Annotated in this window: 21 protein-coding genes; 6 read left to right on the top strand and 15 right to left on the bottom strand. The window is 62.7% G+C overall.

From position 1 onward, the window contains the following. Positions 1-113: 113 nt before the first annotated feature. Positions 114-359: a DUF6555 family protein gene (locus tag P3C29_RS29460; RefSeq protein WP_010175320.1), complete on the top strand. Its 246-nt coding sequence runs from the start codon at positions 114-116 to the stop codon at positions 357-359. Positions 360-390: 31 nt separating this feature from the next. Here P3C29_RS29460 and P3C29_RS29455 read toward each other — a convergent pair whose 3' ends face one another. Beyond that, positions 391-585: a DUF6021 family protein gene (locus P3C29_RS29455; protein ID WP_010175321.1), complete on the bottom strand. Its 195-nt coding sequence runs from the start codon at positions 583-585 to the stop codon at positions 391-393. Positions 586-607: 22 nt separating this feature from the next. Then, complete coding sequence (locus P3C29_RS29450) at positions 608-781, bottom strand: hypothetical protein (RefSeq protein ID WP_010175322.1); 174 nt, start codon at positions 779-781, stop codon at positions 608-610. A 152-nt stretch (positions 782-933) separates the two neighbouring features. Between P3C29_RS29450 and P3C29_RS29445 the strand changes: the two genes are divergently transcribed. Beyond that, positions 934-1,455 (top strand): DUF3087 family protein, encoded by a 522-nt coding sequence (locus P3C29_RS29445; RefSeq protein ID WP_010175324.1) that lies wholly within the window; start codon positions 934-936, stop codon positions 1,453-1,455. Between the two features lie 803 nt (positions 1,456-2,258). On the opposite strand, the gene P3C29_RS29440 is transcribed toward P3C29_RS29445, so the two are convergent. The 10 genes from P3C29_RS29440 to P3C29_RS29395 form a co-directional block, all read right to left on the bottom strand. Beyond that, entirely contained in the window at positions 2,259-2,696 is a 438-nt protein-coding gene (locus P3C29_RS29440) for an MEKHLA domain-containing protein (protein WP_275966113.1), read from the bottom strand. A gap of 43 nt (positions 2,697-2,739) precedes the next feature. Continuing rightward, the gene (locus P3C29_RS29435) at positions 2,740-3,870 is read right to left on the bottom strand and encodes an MFS transporter (RefSeq protein ID WP_010175336.1); all 1,131 of its coding nucleotides are present in this window, start codon (positions 3,868-3,870) and stop codon (positions 2,740-2,742) included. A gap of 75 nt (positions 3,871-3,945) precedes the next feature. Next, on the bottom strand, positions 3,946-5,310 hold the full coding sequence (locus P3C29_RS29430) for an MFS transporter (protein ID WP_275966103.1): 1,365 nt from the start codon (positions 5,308-5,310) through the stop codon (positions 3,946-3,948). 92 nt (positions 5,311-5,402) lie between these two features. Next, positions 5,403-5,939 (bottom strand): alpha/beta hydrolase, encoded by a 537-nt coding sequence (locus P3C29_RS29425; protein ID WP_275966102.1) that lies wholly within the window; start codon positions 5,937-5,939, stop codon positions 5,403-5,405. A 4-nt stretch (positions 5,940-5,943) separates the two neighbouring features. Beyond that, a complete protein-coding gene (locus P3C29_RS29420; RefSeq protein ID WP_275966101.1) occupies positions 5,944-6,720 on the bottom strand; it encodes a DNA-binding domain-containing protein in 777 nt (258 codons plus the stop codon). Next, positions 6,717-7,568 (bottom strand): DUF692 domain-containing protein, encoded by an 852-nt coding sequence (locus P3C29_RS29415; protein WP_275966100.1) that lies wholly within the window; start codon positions 7,566-7,568, stop codon positions 6,717-6,719. The genes P3C29_RS29420 and P3C29_RS29415 overlap by 4 nt, the downstream gene beginning before the upstream one ends. Before the next feature lie 96 nt (positions 7,569-7,664). Continuing rightward, positions 7,665-7,937, bottom strand: a complete 273-nt coding sequence (locus tag P3C29_RS29410) for a hypothetical protein (protein ID WP_003211275.1) — start codon at positions 7,935-7,937, stop codon at positions 7,665-7,667. 24 nt (positions 7,938-7,961) lie between these two features. Continuing rightward, positions 7,962-8,729, bottom strand: coding sequence for an alpha/beta hydrolase (locus P3C29_RS29405; RefSeq protein WP_275966099.1), 768 nt, complete (start codon positions 8,727-8,729; stop codon positions 7,962-7,964). A 45-nt stretch (positions 8,730-8,774) separates the two neighbouring features. Then, positions 8,775-9,203 carry a DoxX family protein gene (locus P3C29_RS29400; protein ID WP_010175348.1) on the bottom strand — a complete coding sequence of 143 codons (429 nt, stop codon included), beginning with the start codon at positions 9,201-9,203 and terminating at the stop codon, positions 8,775-8,777. Beyond that, positions 9,200-9,472, bottom strand: a complete 273-nt coding sequence (locus tag P3C29_RS29395) for a DUF2282 domain-containing protein (RefSeq protein WP_169387734.1) — start codon at positions 9,470-9,472, stop codon at positions 9,200-9,202. Before P3C29_RS29395 ends, P3C29_RS29400 begins: the two co-directional genes overlap by 4 nt. A gap of 741 nt (positions 9,473-10,213) precedes the next feature. On the opposite strand from P3C29_RS29395, the gene P3C29_RS29390 reads away from it, so the two are divergent. From P3C29_RS29390 to P3C29_RS29380, 3 genes are all read left to right on the top strand, one after another. After that, a complete protein-coding gene (locus tag P3C29_RS29390) occupies positions 10,214-13,042 on the top strand; it encodes a winged helix-turn-helix domain-containing protein (protein ID WP_275966098.1) in 2,829 nt (942 codons plus the stop codon). Between the two features lie 275 nt (positions 13,043-13,317). Beyond that, entirely contained in the window at positions 13,318-15,591 is a 2,274-nt protein-coding gene (locus P3C29_RS29385) for a TonB-dependent receptor (RefSeq protein ID WP_010175354.1), read from the top strand. A gap of 9 nt (positions 15,592-15,600) precedes the next feature. Beyond that, positions 15,601-17,175: an alkaline phosphatase D family protein gene (locus P3C29_RS29380; protein WP_275966097.1), complete on the top strand. Its 1,575-nt coding sequence runs from the start codon at positions 15,601-15,603 to the stop codon at positions 17,173-17,175. A gap of 20 nt (positions 17,176-17,195) precedes the next feature. On the opposite strand, the gene P3C29_RS29375 is transcribed toward P3C29_RS29380, so the two are convergent. The 3 genes from P3C29_RS29375 to P3C29_RS29365 all read right to left on the bottom strand — a co-directional run bounded on the left by P3C29_RS29375 (position 17,196) and on the right by P3C29_RS29365 (position 19,671). Then, positions 17,196-17,630, bottom strand: a complete 435-nt coding sequence (locus tag P3C29_RS29375; RefSeq protein WP_029616091.1) for a hypothetical protein — start codon at positions 17,628-17,630, stop codon at positions 17,196-17,198. An 80-nt stretch (positions 17,631-17,710) separates the two neighbouring features. Further along, complete coding sequence (locus P3C29_RS29370) at positions 17,711-18,991, bottom strand: HAMP domain-containing sensor histidine kinase (RefSeq protein WP_275966096.1); 1,281 nt, start codon at positions 18,989-18,991, stop codon at positions 17,711-17,713. After that, positions 18,988-19,671, bottom strand: coding sequence for a response regulator transcription factor (locus P3C29_RS29365; protein ID WP_008430480.1), 684 nt, complete (start codon positions 19,669-19,671; stop codon positions 18,988-18,990). Before P3C29_RS29365 ends, P3C29_RS29370 begins: the two co-directional genes overlap by 4 nt. A 213-nt stretch (positions 19,672-19,884) precedes the next feature. On the opposite strand from P3C29_RS29365, the gene bamA reads away from it, so the two are divergent. After that, entirely contained in the window at positions 19,885-22,257 is a 2,373-nt protein-coding gene (bamA, locus tag P3C29_RS29360; protein WP_169387729.1) for an outer membrane protein assembly factor BamA, read from the top strand. Positions 22,258-22,723: the final 466 nt, after the last annotated feature.

Genomic DNA, 22,723 nt, shown 5'->3' with positions numbered 1-22,723 from the left:
AGGCGGTTGTTTGCCAATTGTGATTTGAATCAAACACAAGCCCTGTAATGCAGAAACTTTCTGAACCTTTCTGAACGGTTTCATATCCATTCACTACAAGACAGGGAGGCATCATGAGTACCGCGACGATCTACACCATCCACTACTTGCTACACGGCGAACCGAAAACCTTTGTGGTGCGTGCCGAGATCATGAACAACGCCGAAGCCTGGCATTGGGCGGCCGTTGACGCCGACATTGCCCATGTGGGGCGCATTGGCCGACCGGGTCATGAGCGGGTGAAAAAGACCACTCGGCCCTGGGCGGAGAAATTTGGCATCACTGAGGTGACATGGACTGCCCCGAAACGGCTTGGCTGAAAAAAAGCCCCGCACAACGGCGGGGCTTGTTTCACTGCTTCAGATCCCCCAGGGGATCATAGGCCGGCTTCTTGCCGGTTTTTTCCGGCTTGTCCAACGGGGCAATCGCAGGGCCTACCGGGTCGACCTGCGGGTCTGAAACATCGGGGGAATCGGGGTCGAAACCCAATTCGTCCTTGCCGCTGGAATGTTCCGATGAATGCGGGCCACTCTTACTGTTACTCATCACTGCCTCCTTCGCGCGCCGGTTACAGCGGGCGGGCCTTGTCGTGCAGGTTTTCCAGGTCTTCCTCGACCCGCTCCTCGTTGTGCTCGCGCTCGGCAGGGTCGTTGGGGCGCAGGGCGTCGTTGTCGCGCTCCTCTTCGCCGGGCGTGCGGTCGGGGTTGGGTGTGCCGGGCGGCTGTTGCTGGTACCGGGTCATGGTTCACCTCACTTGGGGTCGATTGCCTACGAGGTTTAGAGAAAACGCGGTGGGCCATCGTTCAACCGGATTACCGTCACTCCGACGGGCGAACCATGAGAAGATGCCGGCCGGCGTTATACCCCTACTCAGCCCATGGAGACTGCACCCGGATGTTTGAGCTTAAACCGTGCGACCCGATTGTTTTTCGCCAGCAGACGCGACGCAGCACGCTGATAGTCGCGGTGCTGTTCGTGGCGCTGGCGATGGGGCTGTCCAGCCTGGCGGTGATGGTGTTTGGTACGCCTGGGGGCGATAACTTTCGCTTTAATGTGGGCGGGGTGTTTGCCGGGGTATTGATCACACTGGCGCTGGTGCGGGGGCCGTTCTGGAACCAGGCCTGGCTGGCGCCGGCGGTGTATGGCTGGCAGCTCAAGCGCAGTTTGATGAGTGTGACGAATGTGATGCACAAGGTGACTGACCGGGTGAAAGCGAATGATCCGGTGGCGATCAAATTGCTGCGGTTTTATCACCTTGGGTTGATGCAGATGCACGAACTGGACGCCAACTCGAGCGCTCAGGCGCAGTTGGTGCGCGAGGTTGATGAGCACCTGGAGAGGATGCGGGGGTTGGGGATTGAACCTGACCAGACGCGGTTGGATCCGGGGTGGGTTGAGGCGGTGAAGGCTCGCTGATTGGGGGGATATCCGTTATTTGGGTGATGGCTTCGATGGGTTCCGCTCTTACAGCGGGTCACTTTGGAAAAGAGCCCAAAAGTAACCAAAAGGCTCTTGCCCCACCACTCGGCACCTCGCTCAGGCTCGGTGTGCCCTCACTCCGGCTTTGGACCGTGGGCCGCCGCGATGGGCCATCCTTGGCCCAGCGCGGCTAACCCGGCGTCCTGCCGGGTTACCCACGCTCCAAAGCCTGCGTTCGGCCAGCGTGGTTTAACGGGGCGCCTAAGATCAAGATCAACAGCAGATCAAGAGCACAGCGGCCTACAGGCCGGCTTGAGTGGTGTGAAGCAAAGGCAACATCAAGATCAAAATCTACAGCGGGCACGGTCCAAATGTGGGAGCTGGCTTGCCTGCGATGGCATCGCCTCGGAGCACCTGAGAGACCGAGTTGTCTGCATCGCAGGCAAGCCAGCTCCCACAGAAAAGCAGAGCTGCATCCGTTTCAGATTTGGCTTTCGCTTTTGATCTGGCTTCTACCACTCCAGCCGGCCTGTAGGCCGCTGTGCTCTTGCTTTTGATCTTGATCTGACTGCCCCAATAAGCCCGAGGCCGAACGCAGGTGGTGCGGAGCGGGTAAACCGGCAGGACGCCGGTTTAGCCGCGCTGGGCCAAGGATGGCCCATCGCGGCGGCCCGCGGAGCAGCGCCGGAGTGAGGGAACACCGAGCCTAGGCGAGGTGCCGACAGGCGGGGCAGAGCCTTTTGCTTACTTTGGGGCTTTTCCAAAGTGAGTCGCTGTAAGAGCGAAACCATAAGCCGCCGTTACCGAAGAAACGGATATGTACTCAGCCCCCCCTCATCCAACCAAAACAAAGCCGCCTGCCCCACCCCGCCCAACAAATTCCAAACCACCCCGTCATGAATCATGAACGGCTGATTCTGCGCATCCACCCGCCACCCGCTGTAGCCATGAGCAATCCCCTTGGCCCCAACCTGCTCCATCAACACCTGCCGCGCCGGCCGATCCAGCTCCGAGGCACTGAACCGCGAAGGCATCCCGATAAAATCCTCACGCGGATACTTGAAGCAGCGCAAGGCACACTCATTCACATAGGTAAAACGCGGATCAACCGCCCCGTCATGGGCCAGCAAGCTGTAGGGCGCCTGCTCATGCAACCACGTCAGCCGCTGCTCACCCCCCAACCCCTCGGGCGCCGGCAACCCCTGCCCGGTCCAATGCCGGTAAGCCTCATCCAGCAAACGCACAAAATGTTCGTCAAGGGACACAACCAGCCTCACATCATCACGTCGAAATCTTCGCCCGCCAGCAGAACACCGCACTGACCGCAATCGCCGCCCCGGCCACACCAAACACCCAGGGCGCCGACGCCACTGGCAGCAGCAACCCCGCCAACAACGGCCCAAGCCCCGCGCCCACATCACGCCATACCGCATTCGAGGCCAACGCCGAGACCCGCATCGCCCCCGGGTTGCGCTCCGCCACCAGCGTCGTCACCAACGGCAGTTGCAACGCCCGCAACACCAGCACCGCCGCGGCGCCCGCAATCACCCAGTGGCTGCCAAACGCCCCCAGCGCCAACGCACTGAGAAAGGAAAACAGCAACAACATCGACGTGGCACCAAACTGCTGCGCCGCCCGGCCACCCAGCGGGCTCAGGAGCAGTTCCGAGACATACCGCAGGGCCATCAAGCCGCCCGCAATCAGCACCGCGTTGCCACCGAGGATCTTCTGCGCCTGAATCGACAGGCCGAAGATAAACAGCCCGTCCAGCGCCACACCTTCGATAAACGACCAGGTCGCCACACTGTCGGGCAACCGGAAGCGTCGCCCCGGCGTGCCGTGCAAATTATGACCGGCAGTGGGCAGCCCCCGCGCCATCCATAATCCCACCAGGCAACACCCCGCCAGAATCAGGAAAATCGGACGCGGGCCGACATGCAATGTCAGCCATCCCCCCAGCGGTAAGGCCAGCATCGGCCCCAGGGCGATCAACGCCCGTGAGCGCCCCGCCCGCCGCGCCGCACCCAGCGGTTCGGAGGTGGCCAACACTTGAGTGGAAAGGTTCAACGCGGCAAAACACAGGCCCCAAATCAGCCGCAGCCCGAGCAAGGCGGCAAAGCCGGACAACATCGAGTTGCCCAGGGCACACACCGCCGCCGCACCGGCGGCGATGGAGCAGGTCAGACGATCGCCGTTACGGGCGTAGAAGTTCAGAACATGCTTGTAGCCGAAGATCCGCACCAGGCGGTTGGCTGCCAGCAGCACCCCGGCCTGGGCCAGGGTGATACCGAACGCCTGGGACTCCATTGGCAGTACCAGGTACAGCAACACGTCGCTGGGCAGGCACAGGCCGAGGGTCAGCGCAGCACGGCGGGAGTGGGCATCAGCACTGCGTTGGGCCAGATCAGACATAAAAGCTGAAACATTCAGAATTATTTAGACGGCCACGGTAGCCGTCTACCGCCCTGTTTTACAAGGCCCGAATGATTAAACCTTGGCGCCGTCCTGCATCAGGCGCAAACCGCTGGCCACCGCGCCCACCAGGGCAAACCCGCACCCCAGCCACAACGCGTACTGCGGGCCGCTGCTCAGGGACAGGTGGAAACACAGCGCCACCAGCGAAGCCCCCAGCGTCTGCCCCATCAACCGCGAGGTGGCCACAATTCCGCTGGCCCCGCCACTGCGGGCGATGGGCGCGCTGGTCATGATCGCCTTGAGGTTGGGCGACTGGAAGAAACCGAACCCGGCGCCACACAAGGCCATGCGCCAACCGATATCAAAGGTCGACGCGTCATTGCCCAGGGTCGCCAGCGACGCCATGCCTGCGCTCAACATCACCAGGCCGATGCCACACAGCAACGCCAGCGAGATGCGATCCGCCAGGCGCCCGGCAATCAACGCCATCACCGCGACTACCGCCGGCCATGGCGTCATCAGGAAACCGGTGGCCACCTGGCTGTGGCCCAGCACGGTTTGCAACAGGAAGGGCAGCGACACAAACGCCAGGCCCTGGGCGCTGAACGCGCAAATCGCGGTGAGCGCCGACAGGGTGAACAGCGGGCGCTTGAACAGATCCACCGCCAGCATCGGCGCCGGGTGCCCGGCCTGACGCCGGATCAGCAGCACGCCACACAGCAGCGCCACGGCGATCAGCCCCAGGGTCAACACCGCCTGCGCACCGTGCACCGCCGACCCCAGCCCCAGTACCAGCAGGGCGAACAACCCGGCGCAAAGAATTGCTGCCAGCCGGTCGAAGGCATGCCCGGTAATCGGGATCACCGGAATCGCACGCCCCCCCAGCCACAAGGCCAAAGCGCCCAGGGGCAGGTTGATCAGGTACAACCAGTGCCAGGTGGCCACCGACAGAATCGCCGACGCGGCGGTGGGGCCCAACGTAAAGGCCAGCCCCACCACCAGCGAGTTATACCCCAGCCCCCGGCCGAGTATTTTTGCCGGGTAGATGTGCCGCAACAGCGCAATGTTGACGCTCATGATCGCCGCTGCGCCCAGGCCCTGAACCACCCGGGCGGCGGTCAGCGTCGGCAGCGACCAGGCCAGGCCGCAAAACAGTGACGCCACCACAAACACCAGCAAGCCGCCGAGGAACACCCGGCGGTGGCCGACCACATCACTCAGGGAGGCAAAGGGCAGCACGGCGGCAATGGTCGCCAACTGGTAGGCGTTGACCACCCAGATCACCGAGGCCGAATCGGTGCCGATGCCTTCAGCCAGGGTCGGCAACGCCGTGTTGACGATGGCCGTGTCGAGGGTCGCCATGCCGATCCCCAGGGAAATCGCGACCACCGCCGCTAAACGTTTATCACTGGCCAACCCATCAGCTACAGAAGACATGGACAATCCGCACACGTGGCAAAGGCCTTAAGAGTAAGGGCTGTGGCCTTTTTTTTCAGCGGACAAATGCGCGGCTGTCCAAATATTCATGTTCAGGTACGCCAGGTGCCCATCCGCGCCATTTGCACCAGCACCTCGGCCAGGGCGGGCTGCGGCGCACTGTTGACGGTGACCAGCGCCACACAACGGGTGGGCCGCAAGGTGGCGGCTGCCGTGACGGCGCGGCCACCGAGGTCGAACCCGGCGAGCACCGCCTCGGGGATGTGCAAGGCGTTCATCAGGTCCAGCACGTCCTGGCCGAGCACCACTTCCTGAGTGCTGGCGGGTGCAGCCTTGTCCAGTTGCGTGGTGGTGCCATGGCCCCGCAGGTACGGCGCGACCACCCGAAAGCCCAGAGACACCAGCTGCGACGCGACCCCGGCGAAGCGTTCCAGATCACCGTCCGCGCCATGCAGCAAAATGATCGGCCGGCCCTCCTCCGGGCCGGCTTCGTAGTAGCCGATGTCCAGCAGGTCGGTGCTGACCTGGCGGATCTGCCGGCTCGCGGGCGCCGCCATTACCGGCAGTGAAAGCACGACTGAAGCCATGGCGGTGGAAATCAAAAAACGACGGCGATTGAAATAAGACATGCGGTTATAGCTCCGAAAAATGTGACACAGGCAGGTCGTCAACGACCCCCACAATCAACTCACTGCCGATCCAGCCGGCCAGCCATTCACCGGCCTTTTCCACGCCCTCCTCTACCCCCAGGCGCTCCACCAGAAAGTCGCACAGCCCGACAAAACTGCCGTCGGCTTGCAGGTGCACCAGCGCCTGGTACTCCAAGGCATCGACTTGGCGCAAACGCGAAGTGAATTGCCGACGCCACACCAGCAGCCCGCCGGCCTCGGCCAGCATCACCGCCTCGGGTGCCGGGGTTTGCTGCCACAACGCCGACCAGATCGCCTCGGCATTGGTGGTCAGCCCATGGCATCGCAACGATGGCGTGAGCTGCAGGTGTGCGGTGTCCCAATCCACCGCCGCCAATACGTCCATGGGCAACGGGCTCGCATCGGCGGCCACAAATGCCTCATTGAGCGACGACTCAATCCACGCCAGCTCATGCACGTCGGGGTTGTTGGGGAACAGTTCACCCAGGGTCAGGTGAAAGCCTTCGGGATAGACGTCCAGCGTCCAGGCATGGGGCGGATGCCGGTCGATATGGCTGATGGCTGCGGCCAGAAACGCCTCATCCCCAACCCAACGCCGCAGGTTGGGAAAGGCCTGCTCCAGGCACCCCACCAGTTGTGCGCGGTAGTTGTTCTGGTAAACCGCCAGCCCGGCGGTGTTGTTGCCGAGCACTTGGGCGGATTCGGCCGATGCACTCACCAGCCAGGTGTGAAAGGCCTGCTGCCATTGCGCGAGGTTCATGGGCGCACCTGCGCACGCTTGAAGGCCTCGGAAGCGCCCAGCATCCGGGCGATCGACAGTTCCTCCAGCAGCTCAGCCAAGGGGGGAATCTCGTCGTCGCGCTCGATCATCGTGGCGACCGGGCCGAGCAACGCAATGGCCTTGGCATACACATCCCAGACCCCGTCACACACCGGGCTGTCATGGCTGTCGATCAGCAATTCGCGGCCCTGGCTGTGGCCGGCCAGGTGAATCTGCCGGACCTGCTCGGCGGGAATTCCGTGAAGAAACGCCAGGGCGTCAAAGCCGTGGTTGCTGGCGCTGACAAACACATTATTGACGTCCAGCAACAGCTCGCAGCCGGTGCGCCGGGACATGGCGGCGATAAACTCCCACTCGCTCATGGAGGCGCCTTCAAAGGCCAGGTAGCTGGACGGGTTTTCAAACAGCATCGTGCGGCCCAACACCTCTTGAGCCATGTCGATATTGGCGCAGACCCGGTCCAGTGCCTCGTCGGTATAAGGCACTGGCAGCAGGTCATGGGAGTTGAAGCCGCCACTGCGGGACCAGCTCAGGTGGTCGGACACAAACAGCGGTTCGATCTCGTCCACCAGCGACTTGAGGCGCTTCAGGTAATCGCGATCGAGGCCCTCGGCCGTGCCGATAGACATCGACACCCCGTGCAGCGCCACCGGATACCGCTCACGAATCTGGCGCAGGATATGCCGGGGCTGGCCGCCCGCGACCATGAAGTTCTCGGAGATCACTTCAACGAAATCCACCGCCACCGGCGCCTCCAGGAACTCGCTGTAGTGCTCCTTGCGCAGCCCCAGGCCATAGCCCGGGAAACGCGGGTTGGATGTCGGCATCTTGGGGTCTCCGTTATAAAACTGTGGGGGCGAGCTTGCTCGCGAAAAACCGGAGAACAACGCGGGGCGCAGGCACCCCGCGTGTTCATTACGACCTTACTTCGGCTCAGTGGTGGTGCCGCCCAGCTTCAGGCACTCGGACGGGGTCTTCACGACCACGCCCTGGCCCTTGCAGCTGTTGAGGCCCTTGCAATCGTTCTTGGCCGTGGCGCACAGGCTTTCGCCCTTGCAGTTGTTCACGCCGTAGCAGCGGCCTGGCTGCTCCGGCTGGTCGGCGGCGCTCGCGGCAGCGGCGAAAGAGGCCGACGCCATGGCGATCAGGGCGGCAGCAGTGGCAAGGCTCAAGCGGGATTTGATGGACGTACTCATGGGTGTTACTCCTCGGGGTGGGGTTTATTTGATGACGGATGCAGCGTCTTCGATGACCTTCGCCACAGCCTCAGGCTGGGAGATGTACACCGAATGGCTGGCCTTGATTTCGGTGACCTTGGAGCCGGCGCGCTTGTACATCCAGCGCTGCAGATCCGGGCTCAGGGCACGGTCTTCGGTGGACACCACGGCGTAGGTCGGTTTCTTGTGCCAGGCCGCGGCCCACACGGTGCCGCCGAACAGCGCGGTGGTGGCCGGCACTTGGGAGGCGGCCATGAAGTCGGTGCGGTTGGTGGTCAGGTCGGCGGCGAAATCGGCGTTGAACTTGGTGCGGTCAAAGAACAGATGCCCGTCGCGGGTCTGCTTGACGTCATTGCTCGGCGCCGGCATCGACGACAGCAACTGGCTCATGTTCTCGCCGACTTCCGGTTGCAGGGCAGAGACATAGACCATCGACTTGACCTTGTCGCGGTCACCGGCAATCGAGATCACCCCGCCGCCGGAACTGTGACCCACCAGCACCACCGGGCCGACCTGTTGCTCCAGCACTTCGCGGGCTTCGGCCACATCGGCGGCAAGGCTTTCATGGCCCTGATGCACCACGGTGACCTTGTAGCCCTTGTGAATCAGGATGTCGTGCACCACTCGCCAGCCGGAGCCGTCGACGAAGGAACCGGGCACGATCACCACGCTTTTACCGTTGCCCGGCTGAGGCTTGGCTGCATCGGCGGCCGAGGCCACTAACGGTGTAGCGAGTGCCATGGCGATCGCCAGGGAAGAAAGAATACGCATGCGACTCTCCACAGGCCTTGGGGCCTGATCATTGTTGTGAAAGGGTTAACGGCGTTGGCCGGACAACACGCGGTCCAGCGACCAGGCCCCGCCGCCATACGCCAGCAGCGGCAACAGCAGCCCCGCCCAGGTCAGGTGGGTTGGCCAGGCGTCGGGGTACACAAACACCTCGATCACCAGGGTCATGCCCAACAGCGCAGCGGCTGCCGGGCGGGTCAGCAGGCCCAGCACCAGCAACAGCGGGAACAGATGCTCGGCGTAGGTCGCCAGGTGTGCCGCCCAATCCGGCGGCACCAGCGGCAAGGCGTATTCCGAGCGAAACAAGGTGTAGGTCGACGGCTTGAGCTGCAGGAAACCGGTCACCTTGGTGCGGCCCGAGAGGAAAAACACCGAAGCGATACCCACGCGAGCCACCAGCAACAGCAGCGCCTCAGGCAGCACACGCTTGAGCACCGCAGGGGCCAGGGCAATCATGGTTGTTCCGTCAGGCTGCCGAAGCCTTTGGGGGTCTTGATCTGGGTGCAGGTGCCTTTGTCCACCAGCACCCAGGCGTTGCCCTGGTAATCCGCCTTGGCGGTACCGGCACAGGAAGTCCCGGCACCGGCGGCGCAATCGTTGGCACCGGCGAGGGACACGCCGAAGCATTTTTCCTGGGGCTTGGCCTCATCGGCATGGGCGGTGGCGGCGAAGGCACCGAGGGACAGTGCGAGGGTGGCGGCAAGGGCCGCGTAGTGGCGCTTCATGGTGTGGAACTCCTGGCTTGACTGAATGTGGCCAGGGCGCTTGTGCGGTGGGTGACCACCTGCGCCATCTGGTAGACAGATTTAAAGCCAGGCGTGTATCCCGTCTGTGTCGCGTTCCCGCCTTCTATTCATGCCGGTGTATCAGGTGGGTGCTGAGACACAGTCTGATACACAGCCAACGTTGTGGTGAGCCGGGCTGTTGTGGTGAGCGGGCTTGCCCCGCGCTGGGCTGCGAAGCAGCCCCCCCAATAGAGAACCACCGCCTATCAACAGACAACACGCGACAGCCGATTTCAGGGCCGCTTCGCGCCCCAGCGCGGGGCAAGCCCGCTCACCACAACAAGCCCGCTCGCCGCAGACCACCGCCGTTTTATTCGGCTTCCCGAACGACACAATTAGAAATATTCGCCTTTCCGAACATCTTCCTTCCTTCGCCGCCGACGACCTCAGAAATCCCCATAAATTTCATACGGTTGTTGTCATCTTTGTTACATGCCAACTGGCATACATTCTGCTACATCAGGTTTTCTAGTAATAAAATGTTTCGAATCTGAAACAGTCTCATCGCCTGAAACCCTACGGCCCCGCGCCCTATAACAATGTCCATGCCCCAAAGGAGGGCGGCAATTCTCACCTTTTGATCGACTTCAACTCTCCAAGCCTGCTGCCGCACGTAAGCACCCAAAAGGGCGAATGGCCTGATCGCCAATAACAAGCCCGACTACAAAAAAGGACAAATTGATGAGTTCGAGCAAATACCCCGCAGCGTCCTTTATGGACCTCGCCCCCCAGGCCCCGGACCACACCGAGAACGCTATCGGTTTTGGCCCCTTTCTCTTGTTGGCGCGCCAGCATGTATTGCTGCGCAACGGCGAGCCGGTGACCCTCGGCAGCCGCGCCTTATACTTGCTGATCGCCCTCGCCAGCCGGGCTGGCGAGTTGCTGGAAAAGTCCGAGCTGATCTCTTTCGCCTGGCCCAAGGTGGTGGTGGAGGAATGCAACCTGCGCGCGCAGATCGTGGCGCTGCGCAGGGCGCTGGGGGATGACGGCAACTTCAGCTACATCGTCACCGTGCCGGGCCGGGGCTACCGGTTTGTCGCACCGGTAACGATGCAGGCAGTGAGTGAAAACGCAGTGCCCCAAGCCCTGGTGCCGGCCCCGACGGCAGACGTACCTAACCTGCAACCGGCGACGCCGGGCACGGTGATTGGCCGTGAGCAACTGATACTGAGCCTTGCCGACCAGGTCCTGAGCCAGCGCTTCGTGACCATCACCGGCCCCGGCGGCATCGGCAAGACCACCGTCGCCCTGGCCGTGGCGCAACTGCTGCAGGGTCGCTTTCCCCAGGGCATGTGCTTCGTCGACCTGGCCCCCGCCACCAGCGGCCAATGGGTGGCCGGCATGCTCGCCAGCGCGCTGGGCATCCAGAGCGTAAGTGACGAGCCGCTGCAAAGCGTGGCCTCGGTGCTCGCCAACAGCCCGCTGCTGCTGGTGCTCGACAACTGCGAGCACGTACTGCAAGCCACTGCCGACGCGGTCGAAGTGCTGCTGCGCTGCGCGCCCCAGTGTTGCGTGCTGACCACCAGCCGCGAACCGCTGCGGGCCGACGGCGAACGGGTGCACGACCTGGCACCGCTGCTGGTGCCGGATGAAGACGCCAGCCTGAGTGCCGAGCAAGCCATGACCTGGTCCGGCATCGCGTTGTTTATCGAACGGGTCAAGGCCCTCGACCCCGGCTTCGTGTTCAAGGACGCCGACGTCGCCGCTGCCAGCGCCATCTGCCGCAAGCTCGACAGCAATGCCCTGGCCATCGAAATCGCTGCGGCGCGGGTGCGTACCTTCGGCATTCAGGACCTGGTGGGTTTGCTCGACGGCAGCTTCCGCCTGCAAATGACCGGCCGGCGTACCGCCCTGGCGCGCCACCGTTCACTGAGCGCGACCCTGGACTGGACCTACTCGATGCTCTCCGGCGACGAACAGGCGATGTTGCGCCAACTGGCGGTGTTTACCGGTTCCTTCACCCTGGACGCGGTCAAGGCCATGACCGCCAGCAGCACCCTCGATGGGCGCAACGCCCTGCCCTTGCTCGAAAGCCTGATGGACAAGTCGCTGCTGATCGCCGGTGAATCCCGGTTGCTCAAGCGCTACCGCCTGCTGGAAACCACCCGCGCCTACGCCCTGGAGAAACTCAACGAACACGGCGAAGCCGATGCCACCCGCCAGCGCCATGCACTGTTTGCCCTCGGGGTTTTGCAGGAAGCCGGGCAGACCCTCGACGGGCTTTCCCCCGAGACCTGGGTCGGCCTCTACGGCCCGGAAATCAACACGGTCCGCGCGGCGCTGGAGTGGGCCTTTTCACCCTCGGGCGACCTGCCCACCGGCATCGAACTGACCCTGGGCGGCGTGCCGTTGTGGCTGCGCCTGTCGCTGGTCAGCGAGTGCCGCACCTGGGTCGACAAAGGCCTGGCCAGCGCCGCCACTACCCCGCTGCCGTTGCGCCAGCGCATGCTGCTGCAAACCGCCCTGGCCAGCGTGCTGATGCTGACCTACGGCACCGGCGGCCCAATGCGTGAAGCCTGGCGCCAGGTGCGCGAAGATGCCCGCGACCTGGGCGACGCCGAACACAAGCTGCGGGCGCTGTGGGGCCTGTGGAGCGACCGTTGCGGCTGCAACCAATACGCCGAGGCGCTGGAACTGGCCGAGCGCTACATCACCCTGAGCCACAGCGGCAACCAGCAACTGCTGGGCAAACGCATGCGCGCCCTGGCGTTGTTCCACATGGGCGACCTGGCCGGTGCCCGGCAGAATATCGACGAGGCGCTGGGGTCACCCTCGGCACCGCGTTCGCACATTATCGACGTGCATTTTGACCAGCGCATCGCCGCCCGCTGCCTCAAGGCGCAGGTGCAGTTGCTGGAGGGCGATGTTGACCCGGCGCTGCGCTTGATCGGCAGTTGCGTCGATGAATCCATCACCCTCGATCATCCGGCAACCCTCTGGTACACCCTGTGCCTGGGGGCGATTCCGCTGGCATTGCTGGCGTCCAACCTGCCCAAGGTGCGCTATTACCTGGGGCTGCTGCAAGACAGCACGACGCAGCAAGACCTGCACATTTGGCGTCAGTTTCGCCTGTGTTTCGAGAGCATCCTGCTGATCCGCCAGGGCTCGCCCGAGGAAGGCGTGCCGCTGTTGGGTGAGGCGTTGCACCACTTGCATGGGCAGGGCGATAGCCAGCTGTATAGCCTGTTGCGCTGCGAATACGCCCTGGGCCTGGCACGGCTGGGGCTGGAGAAACTGGCGCTGGAAGTGCTGGAAGACACCCTGCAATTGGCCCTGGGCCGGCATGAGCGCTGGTTCGTGCCGCAGATGCTGCGGATCAAGGCGCAGCTGATTCTGCGCCAGGCGCAGTACGGCGCGGTGGACAAGGCCAAGGTGCTGCTGCGCCAGGCGTGGGTGGATGCGCAGTTGGCCGGCGCGCATTTTTGGCGGGCACAGATTGCCAGTGACCTGGCCAGGTTGCAGGAGCCGAAGATGCGGATTGCTGCGTTACCGAGGTTTCAGCATCGGTAAAGGCCGCCAGTGCCGGTGCGTATCCGTTATTCAAGTAGCGGGTACGCACCCTGTTGATTCCCGAACAACCTGCCTTCTGATTGTTGCTTTTTCAGCGAACCTCTCGCACCACCAAAAAATTCATCAATAAAATCAAATACTTAATTATGACAAAATGATGGCATATAGCTTGCTATCAACCCTTCAGCTTACTCTTCAAAGAGCGGCCCCTGCGTGACGGGACGGCACCCCGCCGGCCCCACGCTCAAGAATCGAATTTCTTAAGGGACCTTGCCATGCACCCTCTGCTCCGTTACCCGCGCCCCACCAAACCCACGCGCCCATTCATCCTCGCCAGTGCGCCGTTCATGGTCCTGCTGGCGGGGGACGCCTTAGGCGCGGAACAACCTGTCACCACCGCCCTGCCCCAGGTTACGGTCACCGCCCAACGCCACGAAGAATCTGCCCAGGACGTGGGTATCGCCCTCACTGCCCTCAGCGGCCAGGACCTGCAAGACAAGGGCGTGACCAAGGTCAACGACCTGCAAAACTACGTGCCCAACCTCGACATCGCACCCCAGTACGGCGGCGGCAACCCGCTGTTCCGCATACGCGGTGTGGGCCTCAAGGACTACGGCAGCAACAACACCTCCACCGTCGGCGTGTACCTCGACCAGGTGGCGTTGCCCTACCCGATCCAGACCCAGGGCCAACTCTTCGACCTGGAGCGCGTGGAAGTCTTGCGCGGCCCCCAGGGCACGCTGTACGGGCGCAACAGCACCGCCGGCGCGATCAACTTCATCACCAACAAACCCACCCGGGAATTCCACGGCGGGCTGACCACCAACTACGGCTCCTACAACGCCAGCAACGTCGAAGGCTTTCTCTCCGGCCCGCTGACCGACACCTTGCGCGCCCGCCTCGCCTTCATCACCGAACAAGGCGGCGCCTGGCAAGAAAACCGCGTGACCGGGCAGAGCCTCGGGGACAAGGACAACACCTCGGTGCGCGGCCAGTTCGACTGGGACGCCACCCCGGATATCAATTTCAACCTGACCCTGCATGCCGGCCAGGACAAGTCCGACAGCCTGGGCTCCTACCTGTATCAGGGCCTCAAACCCAATGCGACCAATGGCCGGGGCTACTCGGCCATTGGTGCCGAGAGCGACCCAAGCAAAACCGGCTGGGGCCTGACCCCGGGTTTTGCCAGGCTCACGGGCCTGTCGGTCGGTGACAAACCCCATCGCGACAACGACAACACCGGCTTCGCCCTCACCGGCACCTTCGACCTCAACGACCATTTGAGTGTCACCAGCATCACCGCCTCCGACCGTTTCCGCCGGCGTGAATACATCGACTGGGACGCCTCGGTGATCCCGCAATCCGACGAATATTTCGACTCGAAAATCGAGGTGTTCTCCCAGGAATTGCGCCTGGCGTCCCACGACAACGAGCGCTTCAACTGGCAGACCGGCCTGTATTTCGCCCAGGACCGCCTCGACGAAAACTTCTATTCGGACTTCAGCGCCAACCTCGGCTACGGCACCTACACCTCGTACACCCAGAAGTCGAACACCTACAGTGCCTTCGCCCAGGGCGACTATCAGCTGACCGACGACTGGAAACTGATCGTCGGCCTGCGCCAGGAAAAAGAACACCGCGAACTGCAAGACTTCAGCACCCAGCGGATCCTGGTAAACAGCGGCGTCTACAGCCTGGGCCAACTGAGTTTCCCGGCCGCCGACAGCGACCTCGACAGCAACTCCACCTCGTGGAAGCTGGGCCTGGAATACCAGGTCACACCTTCGACCCTGCTGTATTCCACGGTCAGCCGCGGGATCAAATCCGGCGGTTTCACCGCCTACAACTCCAGCTACGCCGAGCAGATCGCGCCGGTCAAACCGGAGAAACTGCTGGCGTATGAGCTGGGCTTCAAAAGCGACTTGAGCGACACCCTGCGCATCAACGGCTCGGCGTTCTACTACGACTACCGCGACCAGCAGTACCAATCCCAAGTGTGGATCAGCCAGCAGATCGGCAACGTCGGGCGACTGGTGAATATTCCCAAATCGAAAATCTACGGCTATGAATTCGAGCTGCAATGGGAGCCGCTGCCAGGCCTGACGCTGGGCCAATACTTCGGCACCAAAAAGGGCAAATACCTCGACTACAAGGGCCTTGATAGCACCGCCACGCGGGCCGTGGGCTTTGCCTATCCGGTGTACACCGACTTCTCCGGCTCCAGCCTGACCAACTTCCCGAAAATCAGTTACGGCGGCCAACTGCAATATGTGTGGGACGTCGGCGGCTTCACCTTCAGTGCCGAGAGCGATTACTCGTTCCACGACCGCATCGTCGGCAGCAACGGCACCACCACCCAGAAATACTGGCTGGCGAATGCGCGCCTGGGCATCACGCCCAAAGGCAGTCACTGGTCGGGTGCCTTGTGGGCCCGCAACGTGTTCGACAAGCAGTACGACCTGTACCACGGCTCGTTCCTGTCCAACGCACAGATCGCCACGCCGGGTGAGCCACGCACCGTGGGCGTCCAGGCCAGCTACACATTCTGAGGACCTGTCATGACGTTTGATCTCAATCGCCGACAGGCCTTGCGCCTGTTGGCCGGAGCGGCTGCCGCCCCGCTAATCCTGCGCTACGGCAGTGCTTTGGCCGGCGTGGCCACGCCGTTTACCCTGGGGGTCGCCAGCGGCGATCCCTGGCCGGACGGCTTTGTCATCTGGACCCGCCTGAGCACCCTGCCGCTGTTCCCCGGCAACGAGTACGCGTTACCGGCGAGCATCCCGGTGGACTGGGAAGTGGGCCTGGACGAAAACTTCAGCCGCATCGCCCAGCGCGGTCGCACCCAGGCCCTGGCGATCAATGGCCACGCCGTGCATGTGGAACTGCACGGCCTGCAGCCGGGGCGAGAATACTGGTACCGCTTTATCGCGCTGGGCGAACGCGGTCCGACGGGCCGCGCGCTGACGCTGCCGGCGCTCAACGCCAGGGTCGACCGCCTGAAACTCGGCGTGGCCTCCTGCGCGCATTACGAGCGTGGCCTGTTCAGCGCCTATCGGCACATGGCCAATGAACGGCCCGACCTGGTGCTGTTTCTCGGCGACTACATCTACGAATACACCAACAAGCCCGGCACCCCGGGCCTGGCCCGCAGCTATGGGGCGCCGGAGGCCACCGACCTCGCCGGCTACCGCTATCGCTACGCGCTGCACAAGACCGACCCGGACCTGCAACAACTGCACGCCGCCGCGCCGTGGATCGCCACCTGGGACGACCATGAAGTACAGGACGACTACTCGGGCCTTTCCTCCCAGGACCCAAGCGTCACTGTGGCCGCGTTCCAGCAACGGCGAGCGGCGGCATATCAAGTGTTCCTGGAAAACATGCCGGTGCGTCGCCCGCCCATAGGCAGCAATGGCAGCCCGCAGATTTACCGGCGGTTTACCTACGGCGACCTGGCGGCCATCCCGGTGCTCGATGGCCGACAATATCGCTCGCGCCAGCCGTGCTACCAGGCACCGAACTTCGGCAAGGGCCATATGGAATTGAGCCGTTGCGTCGACCTCGCCGACCCCAGGCGCACCCTGCTGGGTTTCGAGCAGGAGCGCTGGCTGTATGACGGCCTGCGCCGCAGCGACAGCCGCTGGAACCTGCTGGCCCAGGACCTGCTGGTGGCCCCGCTGCGGGCGCAAAAACCCGGCAGCGATGACGCCCGTTACTGGACCGACAGTTGGGATGGTTTCCAGGCCGCGCGGGGCCGCCTGATTGACAACCTGTGGGACAGCCGCGCGGCCAATCCGGTGGTGCTCAGCGGCGACTACCACTCCTTCTGGGCCAACCACCTCTACGAACGGCCTGAAGACCCCGACTCACGGCTGGTGGCCGCGGAATTTGTCGGCACCTCCATCACCTCCAACGGGCCCAGCTATGAAGCGGTGCAATCGATCCTGCCGGACAACCCGCAGATTCGCTTCTACGACAGCCGCCCGCGCGGGTACCTGTCACTGGAGCTGACGCCGGAACGGCTGGAGGTGCGGATGCAGGCGATCTCGGATCGGCTGGACCCGAATGCCACGGTCTCGACCCTCAAGCAGTTTGTGGTGGAGAGTGGCAGCCCGCAGGTGCTGCCGGCCTGAGCCCCCGGGCCGGCGTGCGGCTATTGATCCGCTGCATAAATGACGGTTTGTGCGCTGTCGGGTGCAGCGGGTCGACGGGTGAAGTAGGTGTCGCCTTCATCCGTATGGATCTCGTATTCAAACTTGCTGGCGGTGACATGCCGGATGATTTTCAGCACCCGCTGGAATTTCACGCTTTGGGTGCCGTTCTGGTTGGGCCCGGTGAGCACGCTGACACTTTGAAACCAGCCGTCGTTCTTGCGGTTCGCCACCAGGGCGCCGGTCATGGCTTCAAACCGTTCCAGCCGGGTAAAGCCCCACAGTGTCTGCTCCTCCACCGTTTCGCCGAGGGCGGCAGAGCCGGTAAACACGAACAGGTTGATCGCCGGGCTGTCTTCGCAGAAGAAATCGTAAGGCACCAGGCCATCGACCATTTTCTTGCCGGCCACGAAGCCTTTTTTATGCACCTGAAACATCGCCACCTCCACGCCAATGGCGTCACTGAACATCAGCTTACGCAGAGGAAAAGTCTAAAGGCGCAGGGCGTACAGGGCGGTCAAGCCAATGTAATATCGTGTAAAGATCCCACCCGGGGCAGGTTGATCTCCACGGTCAACCCGCCGGGTGGCTGGTTGTACGCCACGATGGTGCCGCCATGCATTTCCACGGCCCGCAAGGCGATCGCCAGGCCCAGTCCGAAACCGCTATCGGCGTCATTCGGGCCGCGCTCGAAGGGCCAGAAAATACGCGGCAACCGCAGCGGTTCAACCCCCGGCCCCTGGTCACTGATCAAGACCCTCAGCCAGGGTGTGTAGGGGTTGATCTGCGCCGTGACCAGCACCGTCGTATCCGGTCGCGTGTAGCGCACCGCATTTCGAACGATATTTTCGAAACACCGATACAACAGCTCGCCGCTGGCACGACTGACAAAGTCAGGGCACGCCTGCAAGCTGACACGACAGCCTTTGATGCCCGCCTCGAACTGCGCGTCTTCGACAATCACGGCCAGCAGCTCGATGATATCCACCGGCTCGCGCTCGATACTTTCGGGGCGGCCCTGCACGCGCGCCAGGGTCAACAGCGCCTCGATCAGCGTGTCCATGCGCGCCGATTCACGCTGGATGCGCCCGAGCATTTCCTGGCGTGCCGGGTCTTGCAGCAGCAGCCCGATGGCCACTTGCATGCGCGTCAACGGCGAGCGCAGTTCGTGGGAGATGTCGTGCAGCAGCTGTTGCTGGGCCTCCACCAGCAGTTTGAGCTGGTTGGCCATTCGGTCGCAGTCTTCGGCCAGGTCGACGATTTCATCACGGCGCTTGCCCATCATCGGCCGCACCCGGGTTTCGAAGTGTCCCCGGGCCACGTCGCCCATCGCCCGCCGCAGGTACGCCAGCGGCCACGCCAGGTAATAGGCCATGTACCCGCTGAACAGCGCACTCATTACGGTGCCGATGATCAACGGAATCCAATGACCCAGCCGCCCGGGTTCGTGGGGAGGCTGGGAAGACCTGAGCGACAGCGCGGCCCCGTCCTTGCTGATCAGCGACTTTTCATAGGCCGCCTGCGAGACCGGCGTGCCGGCCAGCAATTGACCGGCACTGTCATACACGCCAATGGCTTGGCCGTGGGGTGGCTGCCACACCGCCAGGAGCTGGCGGCCCGACTCGACACCGTACTGTTCCAGCAACTGTTCTTCGCTGGCCAGGATCGCATCCAGATGGTGATCCCCGGGGCCAAGGCTGCCCGCCACGAGAATGCTCAACCCCACCAGGAACGTCAGGCTGGTGGCCAGCCAAAAGGCCAGGAACAGCTTCCAGAACAGCCGGCTGGGCTTCATCATTCGGCGATCAACAGGTAACCGAGGCCGCGCACGCTCTGGATCCAGGCCTTGGCATCCGGACGCGGGCCCAACTTCTGGCGAATGCTGCTGATGTGCACGTCGATGCGTCGGTCGTAACGGGTCAACGGGCAGCCCAGGGCATTGAGGGACAGGTCCTTTTTGCTCACCACCTGGCCGGCGCACCGGGCCAGCACTTCAAGCAGGCTGAATTCGGTACTGGTCAGCCCCAGCTCGCAACCGTTCCAACGGGCCTGGCGTTTGCCGGGCCACAGCATCAGGGCGCCGGTCGTTATGACCTCCCCGGTCGGCTGGCCCACGGGTTGCACCCGGCGCATGATCGCGCGCAGGCGCGCCACCAGTTCACCCGGGGAACTGGGCTTGGGCACGTAATCGTCCGCGCCAAGCTCCAGCCCGGTGATGCGGTCGATGTTGTCGCCACGGGCGGTGAGCAACACCACCGGCACCTGGCTGCTGGCGCGGATGCGCCTGAGCACTTCTATGCCCGACAGCCTGGGCAGCATCACGTCCAGTACCACAATGCTGTAGCGCCCCGACAACGCCTCAACTTCACCCTCCTCGCCGGTGTGCACGCAGGTCGCCTCAAAGCCTTCATGCTCCAGGTATTGGCCGAGCATTTCAGTCAGTTCCTGGTCATCGTCGACTAGCAATACGCGGATCATGGCGAGCTCGTGAAGGGGTCTGGCCACAGTATCGCCCAGCGTCACCGCCCCGGGGCCAACCTTTACCTAACTTGACACTTGGTTAACCGCACCAAACCCCCGGCGCTCTTATGCTTGCCGTCCACCCGTCTGGCCGCGTCGTGGTGACCCGCCTGCGGCGAGTCATCCGTGCGCGCTTGCGCTGCTTGTCGATGTGTTCTGGAAAAGATCTTGATGAATTTTTCGCGCCTGCTCTGCTCGGTTGCGCTGCTGCTCAATGTCACACTTGCACACGCTGAAGCCTTCAAAATCTCGGATATCCGTATCAACGGTCTGCAACGGGTCTCTGCGGGCAGCGTGTTTGGTGCCTTGCCGCTGAACGTGGGGGACGAGGCGGATGATCGACGGCTGGTGGATTCCACCCGCGCGTTGTTCAAGACCGGCTTCTTCCAGGACATCCAGCTGAGCCGCGACGGCGATGTATTGATCATCAATGTGGTCGAGCGCCCGTCGGTGTCCAGCATCGAGTTCGAAGGCAACAAGGCTATCTCCACCGAAGACCTGCTCAAAGGCATGAAGCAGTCGGGCCTGGCCGAGGGCGAGATCTTCCAGCGCGCCACCCTCGAAGGCATGCGCAACGAGCTGCAGCGCCAGTACGTGGCCCAGGGTCGCTACGCGGCGACCGTCGACACCGAAGTGCTGCCACAGCCGCGTAACCGCGTGGGCCTGAAGATCAAGATCGACGAAGGCGCGGTGGCGGCGATCCAGCACATCAACGTGGTGGGCAACACGGTGTTTACCGACAAGGAACTGGCCACGACCTTCACCCTCAAGACCAGCAACTGGTTGTCGTTCTTCACCAACGATGACAAGTACGCCCGTGAAAAACTCACCGGCGACCTGGAGCGCCTGCGCTCCTATTACCTGGACCGTGGCTATATCAACATGGACATCACCTCGACCCAGGTGTCCATTACTCCGGACAAGAAGCACGTCTACATCACCGTCAACGTCAACGAGGGCGAGAAGTACACCGTGCGTGAGGTGAAACTCAGCGGCGACTTGAAAGTGCCCCAGGACCAGGTCCAGTCCCTGCTGCTGGTGCAGAAAGGCCAGGTGTTCTCGCGCAAGCTGATGACCACCACCTCCGACCTGATCACCCGGCGCCTGGGTAACGACGGCTACACCTTCGCCAACGTCAACGGCGTGCCCACGCCCCACGATGACGACCACACCGTGGACATCACCTTTAACGTCGACCCGGGCAAGCGCGCCTACGTGAACCGCATCAACTTCCGGGGCAACACCAAGACCGACGACCAGGTACTGCGCCGGGAAATGCGCCAGATGGAAGGCGGCTGGGCCTCGACCTACCTGATCGACCAGTCCAAGGTTCGCCTGGAGCGCCTGGGCTTCTTTAAAGAGGTCAACGTCGAAACCCCGGCCGTGGCGGGTGTCGATGACCAGCTGGATGTGAACTACGCCGTCGAAGAACAGGCGTCCGGTTCGATCACCGCCAGCGTCGGGTTTGCCCAGGATGCCGGGCTGATCCTCGGCGGTTCGATCACCCAGAACAACTTCCTGGGCACCGGGAATTACGCCAGCCTGGGCTTGACCCGCTCGCAGTATCAAAGCAAGTACAACATCGGTTTTACCAACCCCTACTTCACACCGGACGGGGTGAGCCTGGGCTATAACGCGTTCTACAGCGCCACCGATTACAACAACTACTACGACGATGGCAGCGGGGTTTCCTACTACTCCATCAACAGCTACGGCCTCGGTGCCACGATCGGCTACCCGATCAATGAAACCTCGCGGTTGAGTTTCGGCCTGACCGTGCAACACGACAGCATCGACCCGGGGATCTACAGCTCTGATGAGATCTACGACTTTCTGCAGCGTGAAGGCAGCGAGTTCACCAACTTCAAGGCGAACCTGGGGTGGTCGGAGTCGACGTTGAACAAAGGCGTGATGCCGACCCGTGGCTACTCGCAGAATTTGAACCTGACGGTGACGCTTCCGGGCAGTGACTTGAGCTTCTACAAACTCGACTACTCCGGGCAGACGTTCGTGCCGGTCACTACCTCTACTACGCTGCGTTTTCATACCAAGCTGGGTTATGCCAACGGATATGGCTCGACTGACGGATTGCCGTTTTATGAAAACTACACCGCTGGGGGCGAGGGTTCGGTGCGTGGGTTTGAGAGTGGCACGCTTGGGCCGCGCAGTACGCCAGCCACTGGCGCGTATGCCAGTGCGGGGCAGCAGTACTACACCGACCGGGATGCTGAGGCGCTGGGGGGCAATATCCTGATCACAGGCGGGGCGGAGTATCTGTTTCCGATGCCGTTTCTCAAGGACAACAAATCGGTGCGTACTTCGGTGTTCTGGGATGTGGGCAACGTTTACTCGAACAAGTGCGCCCTGAGTACTACCCAGGGGTGCAACGGGGTTGACCTTAGTCAGCTGGGCGCTTCTGTGGGTGTCGGGGCTACGTGGTACAGCCCGCTGGGGCCGTTGAGTATCAACCTGGCGCTGCCGGTTCGCACACCGGAGAATGCGACCAGGCAGGTGTTCCAGTTCTCCATGGGGCAGAATTTCTGACCTGCTGGAGTACATATCCGGTGTTGCGGTCGGGGCTGATATGGGTTCCGCTCTTACAGCGGGTCACTTTTGGAAAAGAGCCCCAAAAGTAACCAAAAGGGCTCTTGCCCCACCACTCGGCACCTCGCTAATGCTCGGTGTGCCCTCACTCCGGCAGCACGAAGCGGGCCGCCGCGACGGGGCGTCCCTGCCCCGTCGCGGCTAAACCGGCGTCCTGCCGGTTTACCCGCTCCGTACTACCTGCGTTCGGCCAGCGTGGTTTAACGGGGCGCCTAAGATCAAGATCAAAAGCAGATCAACAGCACAGCGGCCTACAGGCCGGCTTGAGTGGTGTGAAGCAAAGGCAACATCAAGATCAAAATCTACAGCGGGCACGGTCAAATGTGGGAGCTGGCTTGCCTGCGATGGCCTCACCTCGGTGTACCTGAGAGACCGAGTTGTCTGCATCGCAGGCAAGCCAGCTCCC

Origin of the sequence: Pseudomonas sp. 1912-s (assembly GCF_029269205.1) — a bacterium.
Classification (GTDB): Bacteria; Pseudomonadota; Gammaproteobacteria; order Pseudomonadales; family Pseudomonadaceae; genus Aquipseudomonas.
This window is presented reverse-complemented; position numbering and strand designations above follow the sequence as displayed.

Coding starts and splice junctions, on each gene's coding strand:
- P3C29_RS29460 (WP_010175320.1), top strand. CDS start 114: ATGAGTACCGCGACGATCTACACCATCCACTACTTGCTACACGGCGAA.
- P3C29_RS29455 (WP_010175321.1), bottom strand. CDS start 585: ATGAGTAACAGTAAGAGTGGCCCGCATTCATCGGAACATTCCAGCGGC.
- P3C29_RS29450 (WP_010175322.1), bottom strand. CDS start 781: ATGACCCGGTACCAGCAACAGCCGCCCGGCACACCCAACCCCGACCGC.
- P3C29_RS29445 (WP_010175324.1), top strand. CDS start 934: ATGTTTGAGCTTAAACCGTGCGACCCGATTGTTTTTCGCCAGCAGACG.
- P3C29_RS29435 (WP_010175336.1), bottom strand. CDS start 3,870: ATGTCTGATCTGGCCCAACGCAGTGCTGATGCCCACTCCCGCCGTGCT.
- P3C29_RS29430 (WP_275966103.1), bottom strand. CDS start 5,310: ATGTCTTCTGTAGCTGATGGGTTGGCCAGTGATAAACGTTTAGCGGCG.
- P3C29_RS29425 (WP_275966102.1), bottom strand. CDS start 5,939: ATGTCTTATTTCAATCGCCGTCGTTTTTTGATTTCCACCGCCATGGCT.
- P3C29_RS29420 (WP_275966101.1), bottom strand. CDS start 6,720: ATGAACCTCGCGCAATGGCAGCAGGCCTTTCACACCTGGCTGGTGAGT.
- P3C29_RS29415 (WP_275966100.1), bottom strand. CDS start 7,568: ATGCCGACATCCAACCCGCGTTTCCCGGGCTATGGCCTGGGGCTGCGC.
- P3C29_RS29410 (WP_003211275.1), bottom strand. CDS start 7,937: ATGAGTACGTCCATCAAATCCCGCTTGAGCCTTGCCACTGCTGCCGCC.
- P3C29_RS29405 (WP_275966099.1), bottom strand. CDS start 8,729: ATGCGTATTCTTTCTTCCCTGGCGATCGCCATGGCACTCGCTACACCG.
- P3C29_RS29400 (WP_010175348.1), bottom strand. CDS start 9,203: ATGATTGCCCTGGCCCCTGCGGTGCTCAAGCGTGTGCTGCCTGAGGCG.
- P3C29_RS29395 (WP_169387734.1), bottom strand. CDS start 9,472: ATGAAGCGCCACTACGCGGCCCTTGCCGCCACCCTCGCACTGTCCCTC.
- P3C29_RS29390 (WP_275966098.1), top strand. CDS start 10,214: ATGAGTTCGAGCAAATACCCCGCAGCGTCCTTTATGGACCTCGCCCCC.
- P3C29_RS29385 (WP_010175354.1), top strand. CDS start 13,318: ATGCACCCTCTGCTCCGTTACCCGCGCCCCACCAAACCCACGCGCCCA.
- P3C29_RS29380 (WP_275966097.1), top strand. CDS start 15,601: ATGACGTTTGATCTCAATCGCCGACAGGCCTTGCGCCTGTTGGCCGGA.
- P3C29_RS29375 (WP_029616091.1), bottom strand. CDS start 17,630: ATGTTTCAGGTGCATAAAAAAGGCTTCGTGGCCGGCAAGAAAATGGTC.
- P3C29_RS29370 (WP_275966096.1), bottom strand. CDS start 18,991: ATGATGAAGCCCAGCCGGCTGTTCTGGAAGCTGTTCCTGGCCTTTTGG.
- P3C29_RS29365 (WP_008430480.1), bottom strand. CDS start 19,671: ATGATCCGCGTATTGCTAGTCGACGATGACCAGGAACTGACTGAAATG.
- bamA (WP_169387729.1), top strand. CDS start 19,885: ATGAATTTTTCGCGCCTGCTCTGCTCGGTTGCGCTGCTGCTCAATGTC.